Genomic DNA, 14,543 nt, shown 5'->3' on the forward strand with positions numbered 1-14,543 from the left:
TGATTATTATTTTAGAATAATAATTTATATTTATCATTATTTTACAAATAAAAACACATATGTATATAAATTTTTTAAGATTTATTTTTGTACACTTTCATCTTTCTGTTAATACTGCTTAGTTCATTTAGAACATTTACTCTTATTTTAATTATGGTATTTTTGTTACATGAAGTTATAGCCAATCACAATAGATAACTTTTTTGTTGTCAGATCATAGCTTCTTAACACTAAAGAATCTTGAAGTTCAAGGAAAGATTTACAATGAAATTAAAACATCTTAGCACTGCCATGATCTTAGCAACGCTACCTGCAACTGGAGTTTTTGCAGCAGCGTTGGACCGTTCAGGTCAATCTATGTCTGCATTTTTACAGCCGGGTAATTATTTTGAAGCGGGTATCTCAGTTTTAGACCCGACAGTTAAGGGTAAAGAAGCAGGTGATACTGCAACACAACGTAAAATTGGCGACATGGGCGACGACTACTTGTTCCCTAGCGCAGCATTAAAACTTCAACTTACTGATAAAATTTCCTTCGGTTTACTATACGACCAACCATTTGGTGCTGATGCAAAATATAGTGGCGACAATGTTTTTGTAGCCAATGCAAATGATGGCGTCCTATCAGCAAAATCTATTGATAATATTGTTACTCAAAGAGCTGTAGCTGCATTAGAAGCACAAAATATTCCTGTAAATGAGCAAACACTTGCAGCAGCAAAAGCTCAAGTACAAGGCAGCCCACAATTTCAACAATTAGCGGGCGCATTAAATGCAGCTAAAGGTTATCTTGGTGCAAGCACAGGTTCAAATAACACTCAAGTTGAAGTAGATACACAAAACCTTTCTATGGTATTTGGCTATCAACCAACTAAAAACTTTAACTTCTATGCAGGTCCAGCGATCCAGACGATCAAAGGTAATGTGAGCCTTCGTGGTGAAGCATATAGCGTATACAATGGCTACGATGCAAAAATTAAAGAAACAACTGGTGTGGGTTGGTTAGCAGGTGCTGCTTATCAGATTCCAGAGATTGCACTTAAAGCATCTGTAACATACCGTTCAGAAATTGATCATGATGTAAAAGCTCAGGAAGATCTTTCTTTATTAGCATTCCCAGCTTTATCTGGTGTACTTGCTGGTTTAGGATTAGATCCAAGTCAACTTGCAGCGGGCCTTGCCCAAGACAAGAAAACAAAAATTACTACACCTCAATCTGTTAACTTAGATTTCCAGACAGGCATCATGGCAAATACAGTTGCATTTGCTAATGTTCGCTGGGTGAACTGGAAAGATTTCTCAATCCAGCCTTACAAATTTGGTGTTTTATCACAACAAATTGGTGGCTTAATTGGTCGTCCAAATGGTTTCAACCTTGTTGAATATTCTGATGACCAATGGTCTGTGAATGCTGGTGTTGGTCGCAAACTTAGCGAGCAATGGGCAGGAAACGTTTCTGTAGGTTGGGATTCTGGTGCAGGTAACCCTGTTACTACACTTGGTCCAACTGAAGGTTACTGGAACGTCGGTCTAGGCTTACAATACAGCCCAACTCCTGCAACCTTTATCGCGGGTGGCGTAAAATACTTCTGGTTAGGCGATGCTAAAGCGCAAACTGGTGCTCAAGCAGGTAGCGATAGCTATGTAGCTAAGTTTGAAGACAACAATGCAATCGCATATGGTTTAAAAATTGGTTATAAATTCTAATCAAATGATTTAAATCAAAAGGTCATCTCAGGATGGCCTTTTTTTATACAATTTTAATAAATAAAATCAAAATAATAGATAAATTTTCCTGCTCATTTCTCGCACACAATCCACCTATATAAAACTTGAATGCTCAAGTATTTTTGGTGACCTTGCCAGTTCATTTATGGACATTTGTAAAATATTTAAGCCTCTAAAAATTATGATACTTTTCGCGCCATTCTGTTACAAAGTGATTTGAGAGAACATATTAATGAAGCTGAATGCTATTCAAACGGCTCTTCTACTTAGCTTAGTTCCAACAACGACAACATTTGCCGCAGCACTGGATCGCTCAGGCCAATCAATTGCAGCGTTCCTGCAACCAGACAATTATTTTGAAGCGGGTATTACGATTCTTGATCCAAATGTATCAGGTAAAGACATATCACAAAACAATACAGGCAATATGGCGAACCATTACTACTCGCCAAATGCTGCCTTAAAAATTCAGGCAACGGATCATTTTTCAATTGGTTTGATTTATGACCAGCCTTATGGTGCTGATGCAGAATATACAGGCCATAGTAACTTTATCGAAAGCCGCCCTGTTCCTTTTAAAGGTGGTACATCTGTTACGGTTGATACTGAAAACTTAAACCTGTTATTTGGTTACCAACCGAACCAGAACTGGAACCTGTATGCAGGTGCGGTTTATCAAACCTTAGACAGTACTGTGTTATTACGTGGCCAAAGCTATAGTGCCTATAACGGTTATGATTTTAAAACAGGTCGGGACGAAGCAGTTGGCTGGTTAGCAGGTGTGGCATATCAAATCCCTGAGATTGCACTTAAAGCCTCTGTAACGTATCGTGCCAAAATCAAGCATGAAATGAATGCTTATGAAAAGCATGGCTCAGCGGGTATGACACCATACCCTGAGCTTAACGCAGGTTTCACCCAGATTAATAATGCTGAAGGTCAAACGGAAATCACCACACCTCAATCAGTTAACCTCGATTTTCAAACTGGAATCATGGAGAATACGATTGCATTTGCTAACTTCCGTTGGGTGAACTGGAAAGACTTTGCCATTCGTCCATATAAATTTGGTGAAGGGTCAGTTCTACCATTTATCATCAAAAATACAGGTAAAAAAGACGGTTTCGATCTAGTCGCTTATACCGAAGATCAATACTCAATTACTGCGGGTGTAGGTCGTAAAATCAATGACCAATGGGCAGGTAATCTATCTGTAGGTTGGGACTCTGGCGCTGGCAACCCTGTCACCACCTTAGGCCCAACAGAAGGCTACTGGAATGTCGGCGTAGGTGTTCAATATAGCCCTACACCTTCTACCTTTATTGCGGGTGGTGTGAAATACTTTTGGCTCGGTGATGCAAAAGCGCAATCAGGTTCTCAATTTAATACACCCGGTTATGTGGCTGAATTTGAGAATAATGATGCGATCGCATATGGTTTAAAAATTGGCTATAAATTCTAATGCTTGACGCATAATAAAAGGCGCTTTAAGCGCCTTTTATTATTTTGGAGTTTTAAAAAATCAGCAATCAAATTGATTCATTATTCAGGAATATCACGTTGTGATACTGAACGAATCGCCTGTTTTAATGCTTCATAGCCATGCAATGGTGGGAACTGTGGAAACTCGGCAATCACATTGGCTGGTGCATCAAACAAGAAACCATGATCGGCTTCACCCAGCATGGTGGTATCGTTATAAGAATCGCCTGCCGCAATAACACGGAAGTTCAAACCATGCAATGCTTTTACCGCCTGACGCTTTTGATCTGGCTGACGTAATTTATACGCGGTAATCATGCCATTTTCATCTGTCTCAAGCTTATGACAGAAAATCGTTGGCCATCCCAATTGTTTCATGAGTGGATGAGCAAATTCATAGAAAGTATCAGATAAAATGATCAGTTGAAAATGTGTACGTACCCATTCCACAAACTCTTTCGCACCTTCAAAAGGCCCCATCTCTGCAATCACGGCCTGAATATCATTTAAGCCCAAACCATGCTGTTTTAAAATATTCAAACGTTGAGTCATCAACACATCGTAATCGGGAATATCACGTGTCGTTGCCTCAAGTTCTTTAATCCCTGTTTTTTTTGCAAAGTTAATCCAGATTTCTGGAACTAAAACCCCTTCAAGATCTAGGCATACGATTTCCATGCTTATTCAACTATCCTATGTGTTAAAAATTGCGCTAGTTTAACATGGAGATGTGCTCAACAATTGCCCTTTTTTCATGGTCCAACCATAGATTTTTTGAATAAGAATTTCCTTGGTGAACATATCCGACCAGACATAATTGCATTACTATATGAGGCAGTATGTCGTGTAAACGACGAAGACCGATGAGCATAAAAGGCAACGTGTTATGACTTTAAATTTGGATCAAATCAATACAGAATTTGGCAATGATGCTGAAAAACTAATTGAATGGGCATTAAGCTTAAATGAAAAGGCCATTGTGACAACGAATTTCCGTCCATTTGAAGCTGTCATTTTGCATATGTTGACCCGCGTCAAACCGGATATTCAGGTGGTCTGGATGGATAATGGTTACAATACCGAAACCACCTATAAATATGTGGATGAAATTACCAAGTTACTGAACCTGAACCTTCTTACCTACTTACCAAAACGTTCACGTGCACATCGTGAAGCACTGGAAGGTCCTGTTCCTGCACTCGATGATCCAAAACACGAAGCCTTTACTGCGGAAGTAAAATTAGAGCCGTTTGAACGTGCAATCCGTGAAACTGCTCCTAAAGTCTGGTTTACCGCTTTACGTGCTACAGATACCGCTGTACGTGCAGAAATGGATCCTGTCAGCATTAATCCAGATGGCCTGATCAAAGTTGCCCCATTATTAAAATGGACTTCAAAAGACCTTTGGGAATATATGCAAAAGCATAACCTACCTGATAATGAAGATTATTTTGATCCAACAAAAGGTGAAGAGCATCGCGAATGTGGTTTGCACTTAAATCACTGATTTCAGGGCCGCATTAAAATAAAACCACTGATTCATCAGTGGTTTTATTTTTCCTGACTCGTCTGTACAAAGTCATATTTTAACCAGAACAAACAGTATATACTGCGCAGAACGGTTCAATAATACTAATAAGAGCTCAAAGAGTATCTTATAAAAAATGCGATGAGAGGCTAGATCTGCTATGCGCCCACTACACCCCATTGATTTTATTTTTCTCTCGCTAGAGAAAAGACAACAGCCTATGCATGTAGGCGGCTTGTTTTTATTCGAGCTTCCAGAGAATGCTTCACCTACATTTGTGCATGATCTAGTTAACGAAATTCGTCAATCTAAAAGTATTCCTGTCCCGCCATTTAACAATCAGTTGAATGGTTTGTTTTGGGGTGAAGATAGCGAGTTTGATATCGACCATCATTTCCGTCATATCGCTTTACCTAATCCAGGGCGTATCCGTGAACTTCTGGTGTATATCTCTCAGCAGCATAGTTCCTTGATTGATCGGGCCAAACCACTCTGGACATGTGACATTATCGAGGGTATTGAAGGCAACCGTTTTGCCATGTATTTCAAAATCCATCATGCGATGGTAGACGGCGTTGCGGGAATGCGCCTGATTGAAAAATCACTTTCTCATGATCCAAATGAAAAGCATGTTGTACCGTTATGGTGTGTAGAGGGCAAAAGAACTAAACGTTTAAAAGCGCCTAAGCCACCGACGGTGAGCAAAATTAAAAGCGTGATGGAAGGGATTAAATCCCAGCTTGAAGTAGCTCCAAAGGTCATGCAGGAGCTGTCACAAACTATCTTTAAAGAGATGGGTAGAAATCCAGACTATGTGTCGACCTTTCAGGCACCGCCCTCTATCCTGAATCAACGCGTGAGTTCTTCACGTCGCTTTGCTGCACAATCTTTTGAACTGGAACGTTTCCGTCGTATTGCCAAATCTTTGGGTGTGACCCTGAATGATGTAATTTTGGCAGTCTGCTCGGGCGCATTACGTGAATATCTACTCAGTCACAATAGCTTGCCTAAAAAGCCACTGATTGCGATGGTGCCTGCGTCTTTACGTACGGATGATTCTGATGTTAGCAACCGTATTACCATGATTCTGGCAAATCTTGCGACTCATATCGAAGACCCGATTGAGCGTTTGGAAATTATTCGTCGTAGCGTACAAAACTCAAAACAGCGTTTTAGTCGTATGACTGCCAACGAAATCTTAAACTATAGCGCGGTGGTGTATGGCCCTGCTGGTTTAAACATTGCATCTGGCATGTTGCCTAAGCGTCAAGCCTTTAACCTTGTGATTTCAAATGTACCCGGCCCGCGTGAGCCATTATATTGGAATGGCGCCAAACTAGATGCACTCTATCCTGCATCGATTGTGATGGATGGTCAGGCGCTGAATATCACCATGACAAGTTACTTGGACAAGCTGGAAGTCGGTTTGATTGCATGTCGCAATGCACTACCGAAAATGCAGAATTTACTGACTCATTTAGAAGAAGAAATTCAACGTTTTGAACAAGCGATTCAAGACTTGCCTCAACCTCAGAAAGTGGCGAATTAAATCCCAGAATAAATTAAGGGGCTTTCGTTAGCCCCTTACTTTTTAATTGTACGGCAACGCTGCAAAAGCTGATGGCAGGCTGAACGAATCATCGCGGTGGTGATCTGAACTTCTTTACCTTGACTGTCTACCATATAGCATGTGTTTACAGGATTACTGTCTAAAACATGTTTGAAACCGTGGTTCACTAATCTTTCACTCACATTCATAATTATATACCTCATATTATTTGCTAAGGTACCCAAAAGTACCTATGGCTCATTCTATGGTTCTAGTATTTAAAATTCATGATAGAAAGTAAAATTTCAGTTGTAACAAGGCTTAAGCGAAATCTTGTTACAACTTTAGGTTAAAATGATATCGTATTGCTCTTGCGTATACAGATTTTCCACCTGGAATTTAATCACACGATTAATAAAATGTTCTAAATCCGCGACAGCTGGGGCTTCTGCTGTTAATAGCCGATCAATGACCGCTGGGTGGGCAACGACAGTAAAGCCACCCTTGGAATCAAATGCACGAGCATAACGTAAGATTTCTCGAAATATCTCGTAACATACTGTCTCTGCTGTTTTCACATAGCCCCGTCCTTGACAGGTTGGGCACGATTCACAAAGCAAATGTTCCAAAGATTCGCGTGTACGTTTACGCGTCATTTCCACTAAACCGAGCTCGGAAACCTGCGTAATTTTAGTCTTGGCATGATCACGCTCAAGCATGCGTTCAAACTGACGCATCACTTCCTCTCGATGCTCAGCTTCTTGCATGTCGATAAAATCAATAATGATAATGCCGCCCAGATTGCGCAGACGAAGTTGTCTTGCAATCACTTGTGTGGCTTCCATATTGGTTTTAAATACCGTGTCTTCTAAGCTACGCCCGCCGACATAAGAACCTGTGTTTACATCAATGGTGGTCATGGCCTCGGTCTGGTCTATCATCAGATAGCCACCAGACTTAAGTGCTACACGGGTTTGCAGTGCTTTTTGAATATCTTCTTCGACGTTATATAAATCAAATAACGGCTTCTCGCCCGGATAATGAATCAAACGGTTTTGAATGGTCGGCACAAACTCATCCACAAACTCACTCAGTTTGCCGTGAATTTCCCGTGAATCGACATAAATTTTTGCCGTTTCATCACTCGCCAAATCACGCACGATGCGTTGCGGTAAAGGTAACTCTTCAAAAATCAGTTCAGCCGTCGCTGCTTCTTTTTGTTTACGCTGGATAAATTCCCATAATTTGCTGAGATAGCACATGTCTTGCGCAATCGCAGCTTCATCCACCCCTTCTGCGGCAGTACGTACAATCACACTGCCCGGCAAATGATGCTCAGCCTGAATACCTTCAATAATGCCACGTAAGCGGTCACGCTCTTCTTCAGATTCGATACGCTGAGACACACCAATGTGATTACCATAAGGCATCAACACCAGATAACGCGAAGGAATGGAAAGATCGGTACTTAAACGGGCACCTTTGGTTCCCAGCATGTCTTTCATGACCTGAACCGTCAGCATTTGCCCGGGATGTAATAACTCAAAGACATTTGGCGTAGGTTGCGAACGCGACCACACCATATCGTTAATATGCAAAAAAGCGGTTCGAGACAAACCAATATCAACAAAGGCCGCTTGCATACCCGGAAGTACACGCACAACTTTACCTTTGTAGATATTACCCACCAACCCACGTTTAACAGTCCGCTCAACGAATAGTTCATTGACCGTACCATTTTCAATCAATGCCACACGACATTCCATCGGCGTGACGTTAATCAGCAACTCTTCTGCCATAACAAACTCAAAACTTTATAAAAATTCTTATATCCGAAAGTGTTATCCCCAGTATTCCAATACTTAGGCTTTAACTCTTTCTAATAACTGTGCTGTCTCGTATAAAGGCAAACCCACTACATTACTGTAGCTGCCCCGAATTTGAGGAATATATTGTGCAGCAATTCCCTGTATCGCATAGGCGCCAGCTTTTCCTATCGGCTCGCCAGTCGCCCAGTATTTTTCCATTTCTGCGTGACTCAGTTGCTGAAACTCAACCTGAGTGCGTACAGCGGTGCTGAGCATCTGTGCAGAAGTCGCAACACATAGACCAGAATAGACATCATGCCATTGTCCGGATAGTGCTGACCAGATTTCAAAGGCATGCTGCTTTGATTCTGGTTTTCCAATAATCTTTCCAGCAAAACTTAAACTGGTATCAGCCGCAATCACGATTGCATCAGGAAATTGATCTAAAACAACTTTGGCTTTGGCTCTGGCCAGACGCTCAACATAGTGCTCAACCGCTTCCCCTTCTTGCACAGCCTCATCAACATCTGGGCTGTAGATTTCAAAATCTAGCCCCAGTTGTGTTAATAGCTCCTGCCGACGAGGCGAGCTTGATGCAAGAATTATATGCGCCATTTATGTAAACAATAATAAACCAAAGGCCATGCTAACACACCTGTCACCACAGGTTGCCAGTGACGGGCAATCGAAAAGTGAGTTCCCGCAATGGTCTGGCTAATCCACAGAAAGGTAATATGCGCAACAATGGCAATCACCGCAATCACCCATGAGTTCCCAAACGTCAGAATGCGACGTTCACGAATCAAATAACGTGTCGCAAAGGCAATCAGTACAAAGCTCAGTGCATTTAAGCCAAAAGGTGCATCGAGTAACAGGTCGACAAAAAGTCCCATGCCAAAGGCAAACCAGACTCCACACCAGACAGGCTGATATAGAATCCAGAACAGCATAATCATCAACATCATCGACGGGCGCCATCCAGAAGCCTCATAAGGCATCGGATAAACCATCAACACTGAGCCAATAACAATGGACAGGATGATCATCAACAATGGATCTTTACGTTTCTCATAGTTCAGTTTAGCGATCGGCATAAGGTTGCTCCTGCGCTAAAGATTCAGAGAATAATACGACCACATGATGACCACTTGCCAGTTGGGCAGCTGGAGCTACATCAATTTCAGCAAATTCACCCGACGTATGTCGACTGACTTTTGATACCGTACCCACTAAGTAACCTGCTGGAAAATGTTCACCGAGTCCAGAACTAAATACTTTATCCCCAACCTGAATATTGGCGCTGGTCGGGACATATTCCATTTTGAGTTGCCCCAAATCGCCTGTACCCGTGACAATGGCACGCATTCCCGTACGCTCTAAACGCACCGACAATGAATGTTCCTTATCAGATAGCAGCATAATCCGTGAACTATGTGGATAGACATTAATAATCTGCCCCATAATCCCCTTATCATCCAGCACAGTTTGACCTGTTCTTAAATGATCCACGGAACCACGGTTAATGATAATAATATGTCGCAATGGGTCAGCATCTGTTCCAATCACTTCAGCAATCTGCATACGACCATCAATAATTAATGGCGTATCCAAAAGCCCTCTTAGACGGTTATTTTCCGCAGAGAGTTCTGAAAGTTTTTGTAGACGGACTTGTGCCTGAAGAAGTTCAGCCTGCATGGCCGTATTTTCACGACGCAATTGGGCTTCAGATTTGGTTTGTTGGTTAAGCCATTCTCGCGACAGTACAGGATAGCTTGCCAGCGCATAAATTGGATTATACGCGGCATACAAGACATCCCTTGCTGGTTGAATTACATAGGGCATGCGCCAATCAAAGAAAAGCACCACCAAACATGTAATGACCGCAATGACAAATGAGCGAAAAGATGGCGGTTGTCTTGAAAAAAGATTCGGTTGCACCGCCTAGTCCTTATGATTTAACCAACGAAAAGCATGTCATGGTTTGGATTGTCAAAGAATTCTAAGACTTTACCGCCACCACGAGTGACGCAAGTTAAAGGATCATCTGCAACAATCACAGGTAAACCTGTTTCCTGAGCAAGCAATTTATCGAGGTTACGTAGTAATGCACCACCACCTGTCAAGACAATACCACGCTCTGCAATATCAGAAGATAATTCAGGTGGGGTTTGTTCAAGTGCAGATTTAACCGCACTCACAATGCTTTGTAATGGATCAGCAATGGCTTGAGTGATTTCATCCGAAGTGACGGTAATCGCGCGAGGTACACCCTCTGCCAGATTACGTCCGCGAACTTCGATTTCGAGAGTTTTGCCATCAGCAACAGCCATACCCACTTCTTTCTTGATCACTTCAGCTGTGGTTTCCCCGATCACACAACCGTGCGCTTTACGAACGTAGTTGATGATCTGTTCATCAAATACATCACCACCTATACGTAATGAATCTGCGTATACACAACCTTGTAATGAAATGATTGCGATTTCAGTCGTACCACCGCCCACATCTACAACCATCGAACCACAAGCTTGCTCAACTGGCATACCTGCGCCAATTGCAGCCGCCATCGGCTCTTCGATCAAGCGGACATCACGTGCGCCTGCATTGAATACAGCCTCACGAATTGCACGACGCTCAACCAAGGTTGATTTACATGGTACACACACCACAACACGTGGCGCTGGTGGGAATAAACGCTTCTCATGCACTTTGCCAATAAACTGATTCAACATGGTCTCAGTTACTTCAAAGTCAGCAATGACACCGTCTTTCATTGGACGAATCGCTGAAATATTCGCTGGTGTACGGCCTAACATTTGTTTAGCATCAAGACCTACAGCGGCAACAATTTTTTGCGAACCACTGTGACGAATTGCCACAACAGTTGGTTCATTTAATATAATGCCACGGCCTGGTGCATAAATAAGTGTATTTGCAGTACCTAAATCAATGGCTAAATCCGGCGAAAACAAGCCAATTAGTCGTTTTAGAATCACGGGGGCGTTCTCAATTAAACTTTGTGTGAATACAAGGTGGCAACTTTAACTAAATGTGATGATTTGAACAAGTCAATCGCTTATTATAACGCACGATATTTTGAAATTTTTTAATACTGAATTAGGTAAAGTTATGTCTACATCATCAGATGCTCAGCAGACAACAGACTTAAATGCGCAAACGGTATCGCAAATTGCACACCTTGCCCGTTTATCTCTCAATGACACGCAATCTGCTGAATATGCTCAAAGTTTAAATAAAATCCTTGGCATGATGGAAAGCTTGAAAGGCATTAATACCGATGATGTTGAGCCTTTAAAGAGCCCATTTGACAACCCGCAACCTTTACGCGCTGACGTTGTGACTGAAAGCAACCATCGTGATGAATATCAAGCGGTCGCACCTGCTACAGAAGCAGGTTTATACCTCGTACCTCGCGTAATTGAATAAGTTTTATTCGATTAGTCAATATTTTATATTTAGAATGTAAAGAAATTTTTCATATGACAGATTTACATCGCTTATCAATCCGTGAACTCTCTGAAGGCTTAAAAACAGCCCAATTTTCATCACGCGAATTGACTGAACATTATTTAAAGCGTATTGCCCACATTGACCCAAAAGTAAAAAGTTATGTGACGGTAACCGCAGAACAGGCACTTGCTGAAGCAGATGCCGCAGATGCTGCACTTAAGTCAGGCAATGCACACGCGTTGGCAGGTATTCCACTTGCACATAAAGATATTTTTTGTACTCAAGGCATTAAAACCACTGCTGGTTCAAAAATGCTAGATAATTTCATTTCACCTTACGATGCAACGGTTGTTGCAAAAGCGAAAGCTGCCGGTCTCGTGACTTTAGGTAAGGTGAATATGGATGAATTCGCAATGGGTTCAACCTCTGAAAACTCTTATGTCGGCGCAACCTCGAATCCGTGGGCACTGGATCACGTTCCGGGTGGCTCATCGGGTGGTTCTGCAGCAGCAGTTGCGGCTGATCTTGCGCCAATCGCAACAGGCACGGATACAGGTGGCTCAATTCGTCAACCTGCTTCATTCTGTGGCTTAACAGGCTTAAAACCGACTTATGGTCGTGTGTCTCGCTTCGGTATGATTGCGTATGCATCCTCTCTCGATCAAGGCGGCCCAATGGCGCGCTCGGCGGAAGACTGTGCGTACTTGATGAATGTGATTGCGGGTCATGATGCCAAAGACTCTACTTCGATCAATAAAGAAGTGGATGATTATGTTGCCAACCTAAATGGCACGGCGGTGAAAGGTTTACGCATTGGTATTCCAAAACAGTACTTCAATGTTGCTGGTTTAGATGCAGATGTGAAAGCACGCGTTGAAGAGTCATTGAAAAAGCTTGAAGAGATGGGCGCAACCCTGGTTGAGGTTGATCTCAACATGACTGAAGCCTATGTACCAACTTACTACTTGATCGCTCCTGCAGAAGCATCTTCGAACCTGTCACGTTTTGACGGCGTTCGTTATGGCTACCGTTGTGAAAATCCTGTGGACTTGATGGACTTGTACAAACGTTCACGTTCAGAAGGTTTTGGTGCAGAAGTACAACGTCGTATCCTGATCGGGACTTATGCCCTTTCTGCAGGTTATTACGATGCGTACTACGTCAAAGCACAAAAAGTTCGTCGTTTGATTCAGCAAGATTTCTTGAAAGCATTTGAAAATGTTGACGTGATTGCTGCGCCATCTGCTCCAACCACTGCCTACAAAATCGGAGCCAACCTCAGCCCGACTGAAATGTATTTAGGTGATATCTATACCCTTGCTGTGAACTTGGCAGGTCTACCAGCCATCAACGCACCTGTTGGTTTTGATAAAGACAGCTTGCCTGTGGGCTTACAGTTGATTGGTAACTACTGGTCAGAATCACAATTGCTTTCGATTGTGCATCAATATCAACAAAACACAGACTGGCATACCAAACGTGCGGCAATTGCTGAGGAGAATGCATAATGGCTGAAGCTCAAAAGTTAAAGTTAATTGACGGTTGGGAAGTCGTTATCGGGATCGAGATCCACACGCAGTTGGCGACCAAGTCTAAAATCTTCTCAGGTTCATCGACTGAATTTGGTCAAGACCCAAATACACAAGCCAGCCTTGTTGATCTAGCAATGCCGGGTGTTTTACCTGTATTGAATGCTGAAGTGGTTGATCTTGCGATTCGCTTCGGTTTGGGAATCGATGCCTATATCGATCAAGCCTCTGTGTTTGCACGTAAGAACTACTTCTACCCAGATTCGCCAAAAGGCTACCAGATCAGCCAGATGGATAATCCGATTGTGGGCTTGGGTCATATCGACATCCAGCTTGAAGATGGCACTATAAAGCGCATTGGCGTGACTCGTGCCCATCTTGAAGAAGATGCAGGTAAATCGATCCATGACCAGTTCGAAGGCATGTCAGGTATCGACTTAAACCGTGCGGGTACACCATTGCTTGAAATCGTATCTGAGCCAGATATGCGTTCGGTTGAAGAAGCGGTTGCCTATATCAAGTCGATTCACACGCTTGTGCGTTGGTTAGGTATTTCTGACGGTAACATGGCAGAAGGTTCATTCCGTGCTGACTGTAACGTGTCGTTGCGTCGTCCGGGCCAACCTTTTGGTACGCGTTGCGAGTTAAAAAACCTCAACTCATTCCGTTTCATTGAGCAAGCGATCAATGTTGAAATTGAACGCCAAATGGAAATCTTGGAATATGGCGGTGAGATCGATCAGGAAACCCGTTTGTTCGATCCAAACAAGATGGAAACCCGTTCAATGCGTTCGAAAGAAGAAGCGAACGACTATCGCTACTTCCCAGATCCAGACTTGTTACCAGTAATCATTGCTGATGAGCAAATCGAAGCGGCACGCGCTGCCCTTCCAGAACTGCCTAAAGCACGCCGTGCACGCTTTATTGCTGACTTCGGTGTGACTGAGTACGATGCACACGTATTGACACTGTCACGCGAAATGGCGGACTTCTACGAAGCGGTTGTGGCTGCTGCTGGCGGTGCGAAGCAAGGTAAAGTCTCTGCAAACTGGGTGATGGGTGAATTCTCAGGTGCTTTAAACAAAGCAGGCCTAGAATTGGCGGACTCTCCTGTTTCTGCTGAGCAATTGGGCGGCATGATCGCGCGTATTGTCGACAATACCATTAACGGCAAAATCGCGAAGCAAGTATTTGGCTTTATGTGGGAAGCAGAAGGAAAATCTGCGGATGACATCATTGCTGAGAAAGGCTTAAAGCAAGAAACCGATACAGGTGCGATTGAAGCGATTATCAAAGACGTACTTGCAGCCAATGAAAAAATGGTCGAAGAGTACAAGTCTGGTAAAGAAAAAGCCTTTAATGGTCTTGTTGGTCAAGTCATGAAAGCGGCAAAAGGTAAAGCTAACCCAGCCCAAGTAAATGAATTAATGAAGAAATTGATTGGTTAA

General features: G+C 42.7%; 14 protein-coding genes. 7 read left to right on the forward strand and 7 right to left on the reverse strand.

The annotated features are described in order from the left end of the window. Positions 1–264 precede the first annotated feature (264 nt). On the forward strand, positions 265–1,707 hold the full coding sequence (locus A9Z07_RS11440) for an outer membrane protein transport protein (protein WP_062846073.1): 1,443 nt from the start codon (positions 265–267) through the stop codon (positions 1,705–1,707). Positions 1,708–1,960: 253 nt separating this feature from the next. After that, positions 1,961–3,190 carry an OmpP1/FadL family transporter gene (locus A9Z07_RS11445; RefSeq protein WP_069578818.1) on the forward strand — a complete coding sequence of 410 codons (1,230 nt, stop codon included), beginning with the start codon at positions 1,961–1,963 and terminating at the stop codon, positions 3,188–3,190. A gap of 80 nt (positions 3,191–3,270) precedes the next feature. Here A9Z07_RS11445 and thrH read toward each other — a convergent pair whose 3' ends face one another. Further along, on the reverse strand, positions 3,271–3,888 hold the full coding sequence (thrH, locus tag A9Z07_RS11450) for a bifunctional phosphoserine phosphatase/homoserine phosphotransferase ThrH (protein ID WP_038342814.1): 618 nt from the start codon (positions 3,886–3,888) through the stop codon (positions 3,271–3,273). Between the two features lie 208 nt (positions 3,889–4,096). Here thrH and A9Z07_RS11455 point away from each other — a divergent pair, with 208 nt between their 5' ends. Together A9Z07_RS11455 and A9Z07_RS11460 are read left to right on the forward strand one after the other, a co-directional pair. After that, a complete protein-coding gene (locus tag A9Z07_RS11455) occupies positions 4,097–4,717 on the forward strand; it encodes a phosphoadenosine phosphosulfate reductase family protein (RefSeq protein WP_005259304.1) in 621 nt (206 codons plus the stop codon). Positions 4,718–4,898: 181 nt separating this feature from the next. Further along, a complete protein-coding gene (locus A9Z07_RS11460; protein WP_069578820.1) occupies positions 4,899–6,287 on the forward strand; it encodes a WS/DGAT/MGAT family O-acyltransferase in 1,389 nt (462 codons plus the stop codon). Between the two features lie 35 nt (positions 6,288–6,322). Here the strand turns inward: A9Z07_RS11460 and A9Z07_RS17815 are convergent, their stop codons facing one another. From A9Z07_RS17815 to A9Z07_RS11485, 6 genes are all read right to left on the reverse strand, one after another. Next, positions 6,323–6,496 (reverse strand): PA1571 family protein, encoded by a 174-nt coding sequence (locus tag A9Z07_RS17815; RefSeq protein ID WP_004775299.1) that lies wholly within the window; start codon positions 6,494–6,496, stop codon positions 6,323–6,325. Positions 6,497–6,631: 135 nt separating this feature from the next. Beyond that, positions 6,632–8,086 (reverse strand): ribonuclease G, encoded by a 1,455-nt coding sequence (rng, locus tag A9Z07_RS11465; RefSeq protein ID WP_004775302.1) that lies wholly within the window; start codon positions 8,084–8,086, stop codon positions 6,632–6,634. Between the two features lie 63 nt (positions 8,087–8,149). Continuing rightward, positions 8,150–8,710, reverse strand: a complete 561-nt coding sequence (locus A9Z07_RS11470) for a Maf-like protein (RefSeq protein ID WP_069578822.1) — start codon at positions 8,708–8,710, stop codon at positions 8,150–8,152. After that, complete coding sequence (gene mreD / locus A9Z07_RS11475) at positions 8,698–9,189, reverse strand: rod shape-determining protein MreD (protein WP_005259310.1); 492 nt, start codon at positions 9,187–9,189, stop codon at positions 8,698–8,700. Before mreD ends, A9Z07_RS11470 begins: the two co-directional genes overlap by 13 nt. Then, entirely contained in the window at positions 9,176–10,033 is an 858-nt protein-coding gene (gene mreC / locus A9Z07_RS11480) for a rod shape-determining protein MreC (protein WP_004775307.1), read from the reverse strand. The genes mreD and mreC overlap by 14 nt, the downstream gene beginning before the upstream one ends. A 17-nt stretch (positions 10,034–10,050) precedes the next feature. Further along, positions 10,051–11,091 (reverse strand): rod shape-determining protein, encoded by a 1,041-nt coding sequence (locus tag A9Z07_RS11485; protein WP_004775309.1) that lies wholly within the window; start codon positions 11,089–11,091, stop codon positions 10,051–10,053. 133 nt (positions 11,092–11,224) lie between these two features. Here A9Z07_RS11485 and gatC point away from each other — a divergent pair, with 133 nt between their 5' ends. The 3 genes from gatC to gatB are packed head-to-tail and all read left to right on the forward strand — an operon-like array spanning position 11,225 to position 14,543. Then, on the forward strand, positions 11,225–11,542 hold the full coding sequence (gatC, locus tag A9Z07_RS11490) for an Asp-tRNA(Asn)/Glu-tRNA(Gln) amidotransferase subunit GatC (protein ID WP_004652310.1): 318 nt from the start codon (positions 11,225–11,227) through the stop codon (positions 11,540–11,542). Between the two features lie 53 nt (positions 11,543–11,595). Next, positions 11,596–13,074 (forward strand): Asp-tRNA(Asn)/Glu-tRNA(Gln) amidotransferase subunit GatA, encoded by a 1,479-nt coding sequence (gene gatA / locus A9Z07_RS11495; RefSeq protein WP_047429722.1) that lies wholly within the window; start codon positions 11,596–11,598, stop codon positions 13,072–13,074. After that, positions 13,074–14,543, forward strand: a complete 1,470-nt coding sequence (gatB, locus tag A9Z07_RS11500; protein WP_069578824.1) for an Asp-tRNA(Asn)/Glu-tRNA(Gln) amidotransferase subunit GatB — start codon at positions 13,074–13,076, stop codon at positions 14,541–14,543. The genes gatA and gatB overlap by 1 nt, the downstream gene beginning before the upstream one ends.

Origin of the sequence: Acinetobacter sp. YK3 (assembly GCF_001729365.1) — a bacterium.
Classification (GTDB): Bacteria; Pseudomonadota; Gammaproteobacteria; order Pseudomonadales; family Moraxellaceae; genus Acinetobacter; species Acinetobacter vivianii.